Origin of the sequence: Aeromonas sp. s10 (assembly GCF_040907975.1) — a bacterium.
Classification (GTDB): Bacteria; Pseudomonadota; Gammaproteobacteria; order Enterobacterales; family Aeromonadaceae; genus Aeromonas; species Aeromonas caviae.
Map to the genome: position 1 here is coordinate 38,048 of NZ_JBFOCV010000029.1, position 15,151 is coordinate 53,198.

The 15,151-nt window shown below is 65.1% G+C and carries 13 protein-coding genes; 5 read left to right on the plus strand and 8 right to left on the minus strand.

The genetic code is table 11. The features are described from left to right. Positions 1-14 precede the first annotated feature (14 nt). The gene (locus tag AB5Y59_RS08005) at positions 15-1,877 is read right to left on the minus strand and encodes a diguanylate cyclase (protein WP_368211792.1); all 1,863 of its coding nucleotides are present in this window, start codon (positions 1,875-1,877) and stop codon (positions 15-17) included. 195 nt (positions 1,878-2,072) lie between these two features. Between AB5Y59_RS08005 and AB5Y59_RS08010 the strand changes: the two genes are divergently transcribed. Further along, a complete protein-coding gene (locus AB5Y59_RS08010; RefSeq protein WP_039039409.1) occupies positions 2,073-3,077 on the plus strand; it encodes a sensor domain-containing diguanylate cyclase in 1,005 nt (334 codons plus the stop codon). A 12-nt stretch (positions 3,078-3,089) separates the two neighbouring features. Here AB5Y59_RS08010 and viaA read toward each other — a convergent pair whose 3' ends face one another. Beyond that, positions 3,090-4,544, minus strand: a complete 1,455-nt coding sequence (gene viaA / locus AB5Y59_RS08015) for an ATPase RavA stimulator ViaA (protein WP_029313704.1) — start codon at positions 4,542-4,544, stop codon at positions 3,090-3,092. 95 nt (positions 4,545-4,639) lie between these two features. After that, positions 4,640-6,253, minus strand: a complete 1,614-nt coding sequence (locus AB5Y59_RS08020) for an ATPase RavA domain-containing protein (protein WP_201970096.1) — start codon at positions 6,251-6,253, stop codon at positions 4,640-4,642. 216 nt (positions 6,254-6,469) lie between these two features. Here AB5Y59_RS08020 and AB5Y59_RS08025 point away from each other — a divergent pair, with 216 nt between their 5' ends. Then, on the plus strand, positions 6,470-6,907 hold the full coding sequence (locus AB5Y59_RS08025) for a DNA polymerase III subunit psi (protein ID WP_201997553.1): 438 nt from the start codon (positions 6,470-6,472) through the stop codon (positions 6,905-6,907). 74 nt (positions 6,908-6,981) lie between these two features. Next, positions 6,982-7,431 carry a ribosomal protein S18-alanine N-acetyltransferase gene (rimI, locus tag AB5Y59_RS08030; protein ID WP_029313700.1) on the plus strand — a complete coding sequence of 150 codons (450 nt, stop codon included), beginning with the start codon at positions 6,982-6,984 and terminating at the stop codon, positions 7,429-7,431. A 72-nt stretch (positions 7,432-7,503) separates the two neighbouring features. On the opposite strand, the gene AB5Y59_RS08035 is transcribed toward rimI, so the two are convergent. Continuing rightward, the gene (locus tag AB5Y59_RS08035; RefSeq protein ID WP_368211794.1) at positions 7,504-8,046 is read right to left on the minus strand and encodes a hypothetical protein; all 543 of its coding nucleotides are present in this window, start codon (positions 8,044-8,046) and stop codon (positions 7,504-7,506) included. Positions 8,047-8,227: 181 nt separating this feature from the next. Here AB5Y59_RS08035 and AB5Y59_RS08040 point away from each other — a divergent pair, with 181 nt between their 5' ends. Then, a complete protein-coding gene (locus AB5Y59_RS08040; RefSeq protein ID WP_279990043.1) occupies positions 8,228-10,018 on the plus strand; it encodes a long-chain fatty acid--CoA ligase in 1,791 nt (596 codons plus the stop codon). A gap of 60 nt (positions 10,019-10,078) precedes the next feature. Here the strand turns inward: AB5Y59_RS08040 and AB5Y59_RS08045 are convergent, their stop codons facing one another. The 4 genes from AB5Y59_RS08045 to AB5Y59_RS08060 all read right to left on the minus strand — a co-directional run bounded on the left by AB5Y59_RS08045 (position 10,079) and on the right by AB5Y59_RS08060 (position 13,638). Continuing rightward, positions 10,079-11,293 (minus strand): aldose 1-epimerase family protein, encoded by a 1,215-nt coding sequence (locus AB5Y59_RS08045; protein ID WP_049635926.1) that lies wholly within the window; start codon positions 11,291-11,293, stop codon positions 10,079-10,081. Between the two features lie 227 nt (positions 11,294-11,520). Continuing rightward, complete coding sequence (locus AB5Y59_RS08050) at positions 11,521-12,213, minus strand: aspartate/glutamate racemase family protein (protein WP_041214542.1); 693 nt, start codon at positions 12,211-12,213, stop codon at positions 11,521-11,523. 135 nt (positions 12,214-12,348) lie between these two features. Further along, a complete protein-coding gene (locus AB5Y59_RS08055; RefSeq protein WP_010672906.1) occupies positions 12,349-12,939 on the minus strand; it encodes a LysE family translocator in 591 nt (196 codons plus the stop codon). A 102-nt stretch (positions 12,940-13,041) separates the two neighbouring features. After that, positions 13,042-13,638 carry a LysE family translocator gene (locus tag AB5Y59_RS08060; RefSeq protein WP_039039402.1) on the minus strand — a complete coding sequence of 199 codons (597 nt, stop codon included), beginning with the start codon at positions 13,636-13,638 and terminating at the stop codon, positions 13,042-13,044. Between the two features lie 116 nt (positions 13,639-13,754). On the opposite strand from AB5Y59_RS08060, the gene AB5Y59_RS08065 reads away from it, so the two are divergent. Continuing rightward, complete coding sequence (locus tag AB5Y59_RS08065; RefSeq protein ID WP_139699999.1) at positions 13,755-15,128, plus strand: PLP-dependent aminotransferase family protein; 1,374 nt, start codon at positions 13,755-13,757, stop codon at positions 15,126-15,128. The last annotated feature ends 23 nt before the right edge of the window (positions 15,129-15,151 follow it).

Here is a 15,151-nt window from a genome sequence, read left to right on the forward strand (position 1 = left end):
GCCCGGGGTCGGCCTCACCGGGCCGTCATCACCCGGTTGCGCCCCGCCAGCTTGGCCTCGTACATGGCCTCGTCGGCCCGGCGCACCAGCTCGCCCAGGTTGTCATCCTCGGGTTTGTACTGGGCGCAGCCGATGCTGATGCGGATGGGGTGATCCGCAGGCACCCCCTCAATCTCGAGACGGGCGACGGCCTGGCGGATCCGCTCCGCCACCTCGACGGCCTCGTTCAGGAGGGTATCCGGCAGCAGCACCAGAAACTCCTCGCCGCCGTTGCGCCCCACCCTGTCGAGGCTGCGCAACTGCTCCTCGATGCACTGGGCCACGGCGGTGAGCACCCTGTCACCCACGTGGTGGCCCAGCTGGTCGTTCACCTTCTTGAAGTGATCCACATCCAGCAGCAGCACGCACAGGGGTTTGCCCTCCTCCCGCGCCTGGGTGAACCATTTGCGCCCCTTGGCCTGGATCTGGCGCCGGTTGTGGATGCCGGTCAGTTCGTCCGTCATGGCGAGGCGCTGCATCTTGCGGGTGCGCCCGCGCTGATGCACCACCAGGGTACCCATCACCACCAGCAGCAGGGCCACCACCAGGTATTGCCAGTAGCGCCGCTCCTGCAACTGCTTGAGTTTCTCCGCCTGCAACTGCTGCTGGGACCTGAGGGTCTGGTTTTCCAGCTCCTTGCGGGCGAGATCGAACTCGAAACGCATCTGCAAGGAGCGCTGTTCCCGCAATCTGAGCTCGAGGGCCTGGCGGGTCTCGACATAGGTCTTGAGGCTGGTGAGGGCCGACTGGATATGCCCCTGACGCTCCAGCACCCGGGCCCGTGTCTCATGCACCCGGGCGAGGAAACGCAGGTTCTGCTCCCGGGTAAAGATGGGCTCGGCCTCGTCCAGGTGCCGCAGCGCCTCGCCGGGTCGGTTCAGGGCCTCGAGGACCTCGGCCATGACGAGGTGCCAGTGGCCCAGGGTGACGCTGTCCGCCCCCTCCCCCTGATGAAGGGAGGCTGCCGCCTGATCGAGCTTGGTCATGGCCTGGTCCGGCTTGCCCTGTTTCTGCAGGATGGTGGCTATCTCGATCCGGCTCCAGGCCAGGATCCCTTCCTGGTTTAACCCCAGATAATAGATCTCCGCTTCCACCATCAGGGGCAGCGCCTTGTCGTACTCTTCGGTGTCGATGTAGAGGAGTCCCTGCTGGCTGTGAATGTCCACCAGGTGCTCCTCGTCCCCGAGCTGCCGGTAGTCGTGCTCCAGCTCGTTGAAGTAGCTCTCGGCCCGCTCATAGAGCCCCATCCTGCGATAGGCATTGGCAATATTGGCGAGCACCTCGCGCCCCTTGGCCTCCAGCCCGAGCGCCTCGTAGCGCTGGTGGGCATCGATGAGATCCATCAGCCCCTCCGCCAGCTCCCCCTGGTAGGAGTACATCTCCCCCCGCAGGCTCAGGATGTCGGCACGCTGGCGCTCATCCCCGAGCCGGCGAGCCAGGGTCAGGGCGGCGTCGTAATCCTCCCCGGCCCCGGCCATGTTGCCGAGCAGTTGCCGGTGATAGCCTCGACAGGCGAGCAACCCCACCTCGGTGACCCTGTCCTTGCGGGCACGGGCCTGTGCCAGCCCCTGCTCGGCAAACGCCACCGCGCGGCGAAACTCCTCGTCCCGTTCACCCGGCAGGGCCCAGCACTGCAGCCGGGCAAGACGCCCCTGCACCTCGGGCGGATAGTGTGCCTGTCCGGCAGTCAGGGCGGCGACGCGCTCGCGAAACACCTGCACCGGCATCGCCGACTCTTCCAGCTGCTGCAACGCCAGCTGCAACTCGTGCCCGGCCAGTGGCGCCGCCTGGGCCAGGGCAACCCCCAGCAACAGACCACCTCCCATCAGGATCTTCATGCGGACATTTTCTCCTCTTCACCGGCCGGACGCCGCGCTCACCGCTGTCATCATATCCCCACAGACTCTGGGCGCACAGCCGTCAGAGGGTGGGAAAACGCCTCATATCGGACGAGAGCCTCCCCTATCCCCTTCTTTACAGAAGGAGAGAGTGCATCGACTATATATGCTTTCGAACAGGGGAAGGGATGAGGAATGACCTACGAGGAGCTGAGGGAGGCTTACGACAGGTTGTTGCTGGAGAACGAGCGTCTCAAACGCATCGCGGATGATGCGCGGGAGAAGCTGGATGCAGCCATGGACGGCACCGGCCTGTGCATCTGGCAGAACCATGTGCCCACCGGCAAACTCATCATCTTCAACCGACGCTGGGGCTCCATGCTCGGTTACCAGCCCAAGGAGCTGTCGGCCCACTTCGACGTCTGGCGCGCCCACCTTCACCCGGAGGACAGGGAGCAGGTGCTGCAGGCCTTCTTCGACCATCTGGAGGGCAAGAGCCCGTTTTATCAGGCGATGCACCGCATGATCGCCAAGGATGGCAAGACCACCTGGGTGCTGGACCGGGGCCGGGTGGTGGAGCGGGATGATCAGGGCAACCCCGTCCGGGTGATGGGCACCCACATCGACATCACCCACGAGAAGGAGTACGAGCAGCAGCTCGCCCAGCTTGCCCACCGGGATCCCCTCACCGGCCTGTTCAACCGCACCGCGCTGCACCGCCACTTTCCCGGGGAGTACCAGGCCATCTGTTTCATCGATCTCGATGACTTCAAGCTGGTGAACGACAACCTGGGCCACCGGGCAGGTGACGAACTGCTGGTCTCCCTTGCCCAGCGCCTTCGCCACTGCTGCGGCGAGGAGGTACGGCTGGGGCGCATCGGCGGGGACGAGTTCGTGCTGCTGCTGCCCTGGGCGTGCGACGATCCCCGCACCAGCCACCTCGCCCGCCAGTGCATCGATGCCATCGCCACCCCCTTCGAGCTGCCCAACGGGGACGCCTCGGTGGGGCTGAGCATGGGAATTGCGGCCATCCGGCCCCAGGACGATTTCGGCGCGGCGCTGGCCCGGGCGGATCAGGCCATGTACAGGGTCAAGCGCAGCGGCAAGCGGGGTTTTTATATTGCCCAGCCAAGCGGTCAGCCGCTGCTGGATCAGGAGCAGGTCAACGAACGGGGCCTCTACCACAGGCCCACTCTCTGAGCCTGAGCACCCTCAATGGCGCTGCCAGCGCCGCAGCAGTCGTCCACGCAGGCCGCAATCGAGCAGCCAGCTGTTGTCGAACACCCGCAAAATGGCCGCCTTGGCGTGACGGGACATGGCGACCGCATGGAAGCGTGTCTGCTGCGCCCGTCGCCGGTTCATCCGCTCGAGCAGGGGGTGGGGCAGGTTCTGGGCGATGAAGTCGGAGATCACCAGCACGTCGGCCTTGGCAAAGGCGGGTTGTTCGAGCTGGGTCAGGGCCTGCTCCAGGCAGGGCACCAGATCGGTCCCCCCGTGAAAACTCATGGAGAGAAAGCGCTCCGCCTTCTCAAGCCCGGTGTCGGCGGTGATCTCCAGGGTCGCTACCTCGGTGGAGAAGAGCATCAGATAGCAGCCCCGCTTCTCCTCCATCGCCCCCTTGAGCAGGGCGAGAAAAAGCGCCTTGGCGCACTCCTCCGGATAGCCCCCCATGGAACCTGACGTATCGACGCAGACGATGAAAGGGCCACGCGGCTGCACCTCCTGCCCTCCCTGCTCGGGGGAGCGCAGCATCAGACGCTGGCGCGGCAGGGTGCCCCGCGACTGGTAGCTCAGCAGGCGCCGCTCCAGATAACGGCGATAGAACTCCAGCTCCAGCTCCGGCAGCGCCAGCATCACCGCCTCGCTCGGCAGGAGGCGCATCAGATCGCTGGCCGGGTGCACCCCCACCAGATCGTCGGGCACATCGTCACTTTGCACCTCCTCCAGCTCGTGCACAGGCACCGGCGGCAGCGTCCTGTCCTCGCTGCGCCGCTCCCGCTCGCTGCGCCCAAGCAGGGCGGCGATCTCCGCGAGCAGAGGCTCCTGCTGCAACATGCGGGCGTACTGCTTCACCAGCGCCAGGCTGCGCTTGTGCCAGCTCCCCTGGGCCAGATCCCAGAGCCCCCCGGCGGAGATCTGGTGCGGATCCAGGGCATCGGCCAGGGTCCGGTTGGCCAGCAGTTGATCCTCTATCTCCTGGCGCTGCTTCTCCCGCTCCGCCTCCGCTATCTGCTGCTGCAACTGCAACAGGCTGCCCACCAGGCTGGCACGCCACTTCTCGATGAAGAGCTGGCGCAGCCCCTCGGTGGGCTGAGCCACTATCTGGCGCACCAGGCTGCGGGCATCCCCCGCAAAGGGGCTGTGCTGCTCAAGGGCTTCCAGCAAGGCGGGCAGTCGCCCCACCAGCTCCGGCAGGGGCAGTTGCCGGTGGGCCTGATAGAGCAGGTATTCCCGCTCGAGGGCCACCGGCACCGGCTTGTGACGCATCTCCTCCCCAAGCTGTTCGCTCCAGGTCTGGATGCGCTTTCTGAGCAGCTTGCCCTGCAGGGGCGAGCGCTTGAGGAACTCGGAGATCTTGGGGGTGGAGGCAAGCAGCAGCGCCATCTCCCCCGCCAGTTCCCCCTCCCCCATGAGCAGCCCCAGGTCCATCATGCCGATCTCTAGCATGGGCCACCCCGGACGTTGAGATGTGATGGAGTATCATGCTGACGAAACATGTTTTTCATCCTGTTTATTTCACCAATCCCACGTCAGGCGCGACGTCACCCCTGAGCATCGAGAAGAGGCAGACGATCCCGCCACTGCTGCAGCTCGGCCCCCAGCCGCTCCAGGTCCCGGCTCAGCACGAAGAAGCTGTCCTCCACCTGACGCAACCAGTTGTCCCCCACGAACAGATGGGGCTGGTGACGGTCGAACAGGTTGCGCTGGCCCTTGAGGTTTTGCAGCACCCGGTTCACCTGGCCCGTCAGGTCGTCCAGGGCCGACAGCCAGGGGGCCATCACCACCTCGGGGATGGGGGTGCGCTCCACCAGCATCAAGGGCACGGGCTGGCGCTGGATATCCAGCACGTGCAGCCGCAACTGCTCGTCCAGCACCAGCTCGTAGTGCCCCTCCTTGGGGTTGCCGAGAGGCCAGCCCACCAGCGCCTCCCCGGTGGGGTGCCAGTGAGAGAGCAGGGTGCGATCGAAGGTGAGGGTGCCGGTGAGGCGCTCGGGATCGCTGCCATCCAGGGGCGCCGGAGTGAGCAGCTGGAAGTGCACCAGCTTGCCGAACGGCCTGGCGTTGGCCAGCGGCAGTTCGGTGCCGCGGGCGCGACGGCCGAACCACTGCTTGCGCTTGACCGCCTTGCAGCCGATGCGCAAGGCGACCGCCCCCTGCAACTGCTTGAACTGCTCGCGCAAGGAGAGCAGCTCCCGGGTCAGCGCCAGTTGCTGGTAGCCGTAGAGGCGGGAAAACTCGCCGATCATCTCCAGCAGCGCGGTGCGGGAAGCCTCGTCGTGCCAGAGGCAATCCTTGAACAGCAGCAGATCCAGGGGCGCCACCTCGTCGCGGCCATTGAAGAAGGCGCTCGCCTTGATGAGCCGCACGGCCTTCTTCCAGCGCCGATCCGAGACATAGCAGCCGTGCCCGAGCTGGCTGTCGAGCTGCTGGCGCAGCTGATAGATGAGTTCGAAACAGGCGTCCGGCAGGCGCACCTGCTCGATGGCATCTTGCCAGGCGTCGTACTCTTCCCCCCGAATCTGCACCGCCGGGGTCAGGTTCTGATGGGATTGGCCATCGCTCGCCAGCATGGCCTGGAAGTTGGATTTCTCCTGCACCCTGTCCATCCAGACCCGCACCAGCATACGGTCGTAGAGCGCCTCCAGCCCGCTGTCCGGGGCAGGCAGCTCGTTCGAGGCGGTGACCAGCAGCCGCATGGGAATGGGGTGCTGGCTGTCGCCGTTGCGAAACTGCCGCTCGTTGATGGCGGTGAGCAGGGTGTTGAGGATGGCGGGGCCCGCCTTCCAGATCTCGTCGAGGAAGACCACCTCGGCCTCCGGCAGGTAGCCGCTGGTCAACCGCAGGTACTTGCCATCCTCCTTGAGCGCCTGGATGGAGAGGGGGCCGAACACCTCCTCCGGCGTACTGAAACGGGTCATCAGGTATTCGAAATGGCGGGCATCCTGAAACGCCAGCTTGAGGCGCCGCGCGATCAGGCTCTTGGCGATGCCCGGGGGGCCCAGCAGAAAGACGCTCTCGCCACTCAGGGCCGCCAGCAGGCCGAGCCGCAGGGCATCCTGGCGCTCATACAGTCCCTCACCAAGGGCGGAGAGGAGCCGTGGCAGGCGCTCATGAATGGGGGTGGCACGAACAGTATTCTGGGCTAAAGGCGGCATAGGCACAGTTCCGAAGCTGATAGGTCATCCGTGGTGACGGGGTCCGGCCTCTGGCCCCGCCCCACTCTCATTGTCTGTCATCTCTGCCCCCGGGGAGGCGCTCGTTTGCCATCGCCACAGGGCGAAAAGCGCACGTCCGGGGTGCAGCAAATCCCGCGAGAGTGTACTCTGCGCATCATTATTTACCCCAACGCAGATCAAGAGTGAGCCTTCGCCATGCAAGATCCCCTGCTGGACCCGCTGCGCCAGCGCATCCTGGCCCGCATGGGCATCCCCCTCTGGCAACAAAGAGGCCGACTCCTGGCGGGAGGCACCAGCCTCGACGGCGCCGCGCAGCCGGCAAACACGCCCGCCGACGAGGTGCTGGCCCCGCAGGAGACTGCCCCTCTGCCGACCGGCAAGCTCTGGCTGCTGGCAGAGACACTGCCCGCGCCCTCCCTGCTCGGGGACATCTGCCGCTGGCTCGGCCTTGGCACCGACGAGGTCTCCCTGCTGTCCGAGATGCCTTCCCTGCCCGCGGGGGCCACTTCGCCCCTGCTCTGGCTGACGGCGCCGGACCCTCGCTGGCCCGATGCCCTGGTCTGCCCGCTCAAGCCCGATGGGGCGCACAAGCGCGCCCTCTGGCAGCAGTGCCGGCAGCGCCACACCCCTTGATGCTCACGACCATGGCACGGCCATGGTGTCCATCGCAAGCCTGAATCCCGTCCGGAGTGACCATGTCTGACCTCTTGCCCCACTTTCGCCCCCTGCTCGAATCGGACTTCGAAGCCATCTACCCCATCGAGCAGGCCGCCCACCAGGAGCCCTGGAGCCAGGCCAACCTGCTCTCCTGCTTCGGGCCGCGCTATCTCAACGGCCTGATGCTGGTGGACGGACGACCGGCCGGTTTCTACATCTCGGATCTGGTGGCGGGAGACAGCTCCCTGATGAACATCTGCGTACACCCCGACTTTCAGGGCAAGGGGCTGGGGCGGGCGCTGCTCAGGGAGTACCTGGCCCGCAGCAAGGCCGGCAAGGCCGAGGCCTGGTTCCTGGAGGTCAGGGCCGGCAACCGCACCGCCATCAACCTCTACGAGAGCGAGGGGTTTGCCGAATATTGCCGCCGCGCCGACTACTATGGCACCGGGCAGGAGAGGGAGGATGCCGTGCTGATGTCCCGTCTGTTCGACTTCGGCTGACAACCCGCAGCAGACCGCCGTCAGCGGACGCCCCCCTCTGACCTCCCAGACTCCCCCGCTTCGCTTCCCCCCTCAGGGCAGGGGCGCGTTGTCGATGGAGGGGTCTTCCAGGCTCAGGGTCACCCTCAGCACGGCCTCGAAGGCGGCTCCCGAGAGGGGCATGAAGAAGCCGCGACCATAGGTGACGCCGGGCATCCAGATCTGTTCGATATCCACCGCGATCTTGATGGGGCGAAGCGGCTCACCCGGTCGCTGGACATAGATGCCAGGGGCCGTCTCAACCTGGGGGAAGCGGCGCAGAATGTGCTCGCTGCCATCCCCCGCATCCGGGTTGAGTCGCACCTTCACCAGCCCCGCCAGGGCGGATTGCATCTCGGGGGCACGCCACAGCCTGGTATTCAGCGCCTTGCAGCGTCGGCACTTGGCGCGCTCGATCACGTAGAGCAAGGGGTATCCTTCCCTCAGCGCCAGCCGCTGCGCCTGCTCATAGCCCTCGGCGCCACTCAGCCAGGGATTATCCTGCTCCCCCGCGCCCCCCAGCAGATACCAGAGGGCGCCTGCCCCCGCCAACAGCAGCAACACGCCGGTGAACAGGCTCTTGATCCCGATATTCATGGTGCAACTCCCTGAATGAATCCGATCCCTGCCCCCTATCATGCCTCACTCTCATCTGGTTGACGACTTTGTGATCCAGGACAAATGGCGCACACTTGTAAGCTGTAATGTTAGAGTTTAAACTCCAGCCCCGATTTTGGTGCCCCTGCGGGCGCACAACTGTTACTTGAGGATGCGTGAGATGTCGCAGTTTCATCTGGTTAGAGTGATGCGTGAGCGTATTGCCCGCCTTGGCAACAAGGCCGCCCTGCGCGTCCAGCAGGATGGCCAGTGGCGCGCCATCGGCTGGCGAACCCTGGGTCAGGCCATGGATTATTGCGCCCAGGGACTGATCCGGGCGGGCCACCAGTCCGGCGAGATGGTCGGCATCTATGCCCGCAACATGCCCGAGTGGACCCAGGCCGACCTCGGCATCCTGGCCGCCCGCGGCGTCAGCGTGCCCATCTACCCCACCAGCACCCTCGATCAGCTGCGCTACATCGTCAAGGATGCCGGCATCAGGATGCTGTTCGTGGGGGAGCAGCCCCAGTTCGATCAGGCGCTGCACCTCATCGACAGCGGCGAGATAAGCCACATCGTCGCCCTGGACGGCACCGTCGATCTGCGCGGCTGCGCCTCGGCCAGCCACTTCCAGACCTTCCTCGTCTCCGGCAACCACCAACCCAGCGAGCAGGTGCTGCGCGAGCGCGAGCGCCACTACCGCATGGACGACCTGCTGACCCTCATCTACACCTCGGGCACCACGGGCGAACCCAAGGGGGTCATGCTCGATTTCGCCAACATGGCCGCCTGCTTCGAGATGCATGACGCTCGCCTCGACCTCAGCGAGCAGGATGTCTCCCTCTGCATGCTGCCGCTGAGTCATGTGTTCGAGCGTGCCTGGAGCTACTACGTGCTCTATTGCGGCGCCGAGAACGTCTACATTCGCGACCCGCAGAAGGTGATGGATGTCATCGGCGAGGTGAAGCCCACCGTGATGTGCGCCGTGCCCCGCCTCTACGAGAAGGCCTACGCCATGATCCAGGCCAAGGTCGCCCAGGCTCCTCGCCTGCGCCGCGCCCTGTTCGGCTGGGCCACCCGGGTGGGCAAGCAGATGGTCGCCACCCGTCAGGCGGGCAAGTCCGCCTCTCCCCTGCTCTATGGCCAGCTCTGGCTTGCCGAGCGCCTGGTGTTTCGCAAGCTGCGCGCCCGTTTCGGCGGTCGCACCCGCTTCCTGCCGGTGGCAGGCGCCCGTCTCGCGGACGAGGTGAATCTCTTCTTCCAGGCCATGGGGCTCAACCTCAAGTACGGCTACGGCATGACCGAGACCACCGCCACCGTCTGCTGCTATGAAGACACCCAGTTCAGGCTGGGCTCCATCGGCACGGCGCTAAACGGCATCGAGGTGAAACTCGGCGAGAACAACGAACTGCTGGTGCGCGCCCCCACCGTGATGCGTGGCTACTACAACAAGCCGGAGGCCACCGCCGAGGTGATGACCGAGGATGGCTTCCTGCGCACCGGCGATGCAGGCGAGCTGGATGACGAGGGCAACATCTACTTCACCGAGCGCTTGAAGGAGCTGATGAAGACCTCCAACGGCAAGTACGTGGCGCCGCAACTGGTGGAGGGGACCCTCGGCAAGGATCGCTTCATCGAGCAGATTGCCATCGTCGCCGATGCCCGCCACTTCGTGTCGGCGCTCATCGTGCCCTGCTTCGAGTCCCTGGAGGAGTACGCCCGCTCCATCAACCTGCAGTACCAGTGCAAGACCGAGCTGCTGCGCCACTCCCGGGTAATGGAGTTCTTCGAAGCCCGCATCGCCGATCTGCAAAAAGAGCTGGCCAAGTTCGAGCAGGTGAAGAAGTTCACCCTGCTGCCGAGCGCCTTCTCCATGGAGCTCGGGGAGATCACCCCCACCATGAAGCTGCGCCGCAAGATCATCGAGGCCAAGTACCAGCGCGAGATAGAAGCCATGTACAGCCACGTCTGATCGACGGACCTGATATGAAAAAGCCGCTCATGGAGCGGCTTTTTGCTGGGCGTCTCTCCCTTATGGCAGCTTGACCAGGGGTTGCGCGCGCAGCTCGGTGGCCCGACCGCCCTGGATCTTCTCCACCTGGGCCAGGGCCTGCTTCACCTCGTCGGCATTTTGCAGCAGGCGATAGGTCAGATCGAAGGTCTTGGTCTCCCCCGGCTGGATCTTGGGGACCAGCCCGAGCGGGCGCTGGTACTTGGTGCTGTAGGCATAGCTGGTACCGGGTTCGATGCCGGTCACATAGCCCTGGGCCCGGGTGTCGGTGTTCTTCCACAGGGTCAGCACCGGCAGCTGTCGGGTGTTGTAGCCCACCGCCACTCCGGCGTTGCCGGCCCGGTTGTTCAGCACTGCCAGGGTATTGCCGTCGGCGTCGCTGTAGGGCACCAGGTTGAACACCATCTCGTCGAAGCCCTTGGTGGGCCCCAGATAGGTTTGCCAGCCCTTGAGTCCGGCCTTGGCGTAGTCATTGAACGGGGAGATCTGCTTCACCGGCGTGCTCACCCTGGCTCCCTCCTCCAGAATGGGGGCCCCGAAGTTGCCGTGATAGATGATCTGGTACTCGTTCTCGTAATCCGCGTGGTTGGTCAGCTTGTCCTGCAGGGCAAACTCCGCCTGACCGGGCACCACGCTCAGCTGGGTCCAGGTGACCAGTTCGCTCATCTTGAAGGTGCGCTCGTCCACCCGGCCCAGCACGTGGATGGCATAGGGCGGCTCTTCGTCCACGGTCACGCTGACCACGGAGGCGGGAATGTTCTGCACCCGGCCATGCAGGCTCTTGAGGCGGCCGTCGTCATCCACCCCGGGATGACCCGTCCACTCGTAGCCGCAGCGCACCAACATCTCGTTGAAGCCGTCGAGCCAGCCGAGGCCGCCACGGCTCTCGAGATCGATGAAGGCGGGGTTGACCACCTCCTTGACCGGTGAATCCCAGCCTAGGCGCAGATCCGCCGCCTTGACCTCCTTGATCCCCATGCCGCGGGTCGGCACCAGGGTGATCTTCATGACGCCGTTGTCGACGATGAGCAGATCCACCCCTTCCTGGCGGCCGCCGTGCAGGCGTTTCTTCTCGATGGTGAAGGGAACCGGACTCTTGATGCCGAGCTTCTCGCTGGTGATCTTCCAGTCACCCACATCCAGCCCTTGCTGGGAGTCGGTCAGCAGAAATTCGGCGGCGTGACCCGCGGTGGCGCCCAGGGCGAGCAGCACGGCAATGGAGAGTTTCTTCAACATGGATTTATCCTCGTGTCTCTTGTTTTTGTGAAAGCTGAATCGTTTCAGTGATCGAAAACTAGGCGCCTGACGCCCCGTACTCAAGAGACAAAAGGAGGAAATGTGAGCCGATTGACAATAAAAACGGCTTCAGCCCTGCTGAAATGAAGGCTGACTCACAGTTATGAAAGGAGGAAAAAACAGGCGGGGCGCCGAGAGAGGCGCCCCCTCACCCCGCCCGCACCACATCAGGCAAGGGCCAGCGTGACCGCGGCTTCGGCGTGGATGGCGGTGGTGTCATAGAGAGGCACGGCGGCCTGGCACGCCCCCACCAGCAGGGCGATCTCGGTGCAACCCAGGATCACCGCCTGGGCACCGGCCTGTGCCAGATCGGCGATGATGGCCAGATACTCGGCCTGAGACGACTCGCGAATATCGCCGAGGCAGAGCTCGTCATAGATGATGCGGTGCACCCGCTCCCGTGCAGCGTCATCAGGCACCAGCACCTCCAGCCCGAAGCGCTCCTGGAGCCGCCCCTTGTAGAAATCCTGCTCCATGGTGAAGCGGGTGCCGAGCAAGCCTACCCGGGTCACCCCGTCGGCCTGGAGGCGATGGGCCGTGGCATCGGCGATGTGGAGCAGGGGAATGTCGATGGCGGCCTCGATCTCCGGCGCCACCTTGTGCATGGTGTTGGTCCCGATCAGCAGAAAATCGGCACCACCGGCCTGGATGGCCCTGGCCTCGGCCGCCAGCAGACGGGCGGTGGCGGGCCAGTCACCGGCGTGCTGCAACCGCTCTATCCCGGCAAAATCCACGCTGCTCAGCAGCACCCGCGCCGAGTGCAGACCGCCGAGCCGCTCGCGTACCCCCCGGTTGAGGGCCTGGTAATAGCTGACGGTGGACTCCCAGCTCATGCCACCCAGCAGACCGATACATTTCATGGGATCTCCTTATGTAACCCGATGGTGCAAACCAATGCTGCAATCCCTCAGGGGGCGCGTTTGATCGCACCGCCCCGGCAATAAAAAAGGCCCCGAAGGGCCAACAAGACAGCCGGTAAAGGCTCAGGCCGAGGCCTAAACCCAGATCATCAGCACGCAGGCCGCCGTGGCGAGCCCCATGCCCAGATTGAAACGACGCCAGCCGGTGGCGGTGCGGATGAGGCGGCGCACCTGGGCACCGAACAGCACCCAGAAGGCACCGGTATAGAGGCCGGTCACGAAGAAAATGCCGAGCACCCAGCCTGCGGACGGCCAGTAAGCCTCCCCCGCCAGGGTGAAGCCGCTGATGGCGGAGAGCGCCATCATCCAGGCTTTGGGATTGAGCAGTTGCAGCATGGCCCCCTGATGGGCCGGGATGAGCGGCCGGTTCCCCTCCGCCGGGCCACTGGCGTTGGCCACCTTCCAGGCCAGCCAGAGCAGGTAGGCCGACCCCACCAGCTTGAGGCCGTCGTGCAGCAGGGGCAGACGCTCGAACACCACCCCGAGCCCCAGGGCCGTGGCCAGGATCATCAGGTTGATGCCCCCCACCACCCCCACCAGCAGAGGCACGGAGCGGCGAAACCCCTGGGCGGCCCCGGCACTGGTGAGCAGCATGTTGTTGGGGCCCGGCGTGCCACAGGTGATAAGGGCAAAGCCCGCCAGGGGGAGCAACCAGTTCAGATCCATCTCAACCTCGTTCAGATACGGCAAGCCTCCTAATATGCAGAGCCGACGCCCTGACGACAAGGTCAGCAATGCATTTTCTTTGCATGAATAATCAAGACGCTGTTAATACCAGAGCATCACCACGCACAGGGCGGTCAAGGCACCCAGGCTGCCGTTGAGACGACGCCACCCCTTGTCCGAGTTGATCCAGCGGCTGAGCTGATGGCCAAACATCACCCAGGCGAAGCAGACCGGGAACCCCGCCATGGGGAAGACACTCATGATGCCCCACATACTCGGCCAGTAGTCGCTCCCCGGCAGGCTGAACAGACTGATGGCCGAGATCCCCATCATCCACGCCTTGGGATTGAGGAACTGGAAGCCCAGCCCTTCAAGCAGGGTCAAGGGGCGGGCACGGCTGGCGGGATCTCCGGGGGCGCCTGCCACCGCGATGCGCCACGCCAGCCACAGCAGGTAAAGGCTGCCCAGCACCTGCAGGCTCAGCTTGAGCAGGGGCCAGCGCTCGAACAGCGGATAAAAGCCGAGCGCCAGCACCAGTTGCAACACAGGCTGGCCTACCGCCACCCCGATGAGATGGGGCAGGGTGCGACGCACGCCGAAGTTGGCACCGGACGCCGTCAACATCAGGTTGTTCGGCCCTGGCGTGCCGCAGGTGAGCAGGGCGAAGCCAAACAGGGTGGCATACCATTCGATGGTCATGGGGAGACTCCTTTCTCGCCACATTGTACCGATACAATGTGTGCTTGTTGGTTGTGTAAAGACTGATAATCACGCTATATTGCGGACAATCTTGGATCAATGGATTTATTGTCACCATGACAATCTGGACGCCCGACCTCACCCCTTTCGAGGGGCCCCTCTACCTCAAACTGGTCAAGGCCATCGAGCAGGCCATCTCCACCGGCATCCTCTCACCCGAGACCCGGCTGCCGACCCACAGGGCCCTGGCAGACAAGCTGGGGGTCACCGTGGGCACCGTCACCCGCGCCTACACCGAGGCGGAGCGACGGGGCCTGCTGGCGGCCCGGGTCGGGCACGGCACCTGGGTCAGGGGAGCGGCGGATCCCGCCAACGAATGGGTGATCCGCAATGAAGACAGCCAGCGCATCGAGTTGTGGCAGAACCTCCCGGTCCAGCTGGACAGGGGCGCCATCATCAGGCCCCTGCTCACCGAGCTGGCGCAGGGGGATCTCAACGGCCTGCTCGGTTATGACAAGGAGGCCGGACGCCCCGCACAGCGCCAGCTGTTCGTCGACTGGCTCGCCGAGCAGGGCATCACGGCGAGCGAAGATCGCCTGCTGTTCAGCCATGGTGCCCAGCACGGCATCATGCTGGCCCTGCTGGCCACCGGCTGCGTGGGAGAGACCCTGTTTTGCGAGGGACTGAGCTACCCCGGCATGCTGGGCAATGCACGCCAGCTCAAGAATCAGGTGGTGGGACTGGCGATGGATGAGGAGGGACTGCTGCCAGAGGCGCTGGATGCCGCGTGCCGTACCCGCCGGGCCAAGCTGCTCTACCTCACCCCCACCCTGCAAAACCCCACCACGGCCACCATGAGCCTGGCGCGACGCGACGCCATCGTCGCCATCGCCCGTCGCCACGATCTGCTGATCGTCGAGGATGACGTCAACGGCCTGCTGCCCGAAAGTGCGCTCCCTCCCCTGGTCAACCTGGCACCGGAGCGGGTCATCTACCTCGGCAGCCTGGCCAAGATCGCCTGCGGCGGCCTGCGGGTCGGCTTCGTGTTGTCCCCTCCCGCCCTTCGCAACGGCTTCGCCCAGGCGATGCGGCTGTCGAGCTGGATGGTGAGTCCGCTGCTCATCGAGCTGGCCTGCAAGCTGGTGAGCCAGCGCCAGATCATGCCGCTCATCGAACACCAGCGAAAAATCCTGGCGCGCCGGGGTGAGCTCCTGCACCACCTGTTGCCGGGAGCGCGCTGGCAGCCGGGGTCCATGCACGCCTGGCTGCCGCTGCCCGAGCCCTGGCGCAGCCAGGAGTTTGCGGAGGCCGCCAACGCCCTTGACGTGGGGGTCGCCAGCGGAGAACACTTCGCCGCCGGCCAGTTTGCCGCCCCGCAGGGAGTACGCCTCAGCCTGAGCCAGCCCGCCACCGACGCCCGCGTCGCCGAAGGGCTGGAGCGCCTCGCCGGGCTGCTGAGGGGCACGCCGCCCACCAATCCCCTGCTATAGTCATTGACCCTGGCACCCGAGGA

Coding starts and splice junctions, on each gene's coding strand:
- AB5Y59_RS08005 (WP_368211792.1), bottom strand. CDS start 1,877: ATGAAGATCCTGATGGGAGGTGGTCTGTTGCTGGGGGTTGCCCTGGCC.
- AB5Y59_RS08010 (WP_039039409.1), top strand. CDS start 2,073: ATGACCTACGAGGAGCTGAGGGAGGCTTACGACAGGTTGTTGCTGGAG.
- viaA (WP_029313704.1), bottom strand. CDS start 4,544: ATGCTAGAGATCGGCATGATGGACCTGGGGCTGCTCATGGGGGAGGGG.
- AB5Y59_RS08020 (WP_201970096.1), bottom strand. CDS start 6,253: ATGCCGCCTTTAGCCCAGAATACTGTTCGTGCCACCCCCATTCATGAG.
- AB5Y59_RS08025 (WP_201997553.1), top strand. CDS start 6,470: ATGCAAGATCCCCTGCTGGACCCGCTGCGCCAGCGCATCCTGGCCCGC.
- AB5Y59_RS08035 (WP_368211794.1), bottom strand. CDS start 8,046: ATGAATATCGGGATCAAGAGCCTGTTCACCGGCGTGTTGCTGCTGTTG.
- AB5Y59_RS08040 (WP_279990043.1), top strand. CDS start 8,228: ATGTCGCAGTTTCATCTGGTTAGAGTGATGCGTGAGCGTATTGCCCGC.
- AB5Y59_RS08045 (WP_049635926.1), bottom strand. CDS start 11,293: ATGTTGAAGAAACTCTCCATTGCCGTGCTGCTCGCCCTGGGCGCCACC.
- AB5Y59_RS08050 (WP_041214542.1), bottom strand. CDS start 12,213: ATGAAATGTATCGGTCTGCTGGGTGGCATGAGCTGGGAGTCCACCGTC.
- AB5Y59_RS08055 (WP_010672906.1), bottom strand. CDS start 12,939: ATGGATCTGAACTGGTTGCTCCCCCTGGCGGGCTTTGCCCTTATCACC.
- AB5Y59_RS08060 (WP_039039402.1), bottom strand. CDS start 13,638: ATGACCATCGAATGGTATGCCACCCTGTTTGGCTTCGCCCTGCTCACC.
- AB5Y59_RS08065 (WP_139699999.1), top strand. CDS start 13,755: ATGACAATCTGGACGCCCGACCTCACCCCTTTCGAGGGGCCCCTCTAC.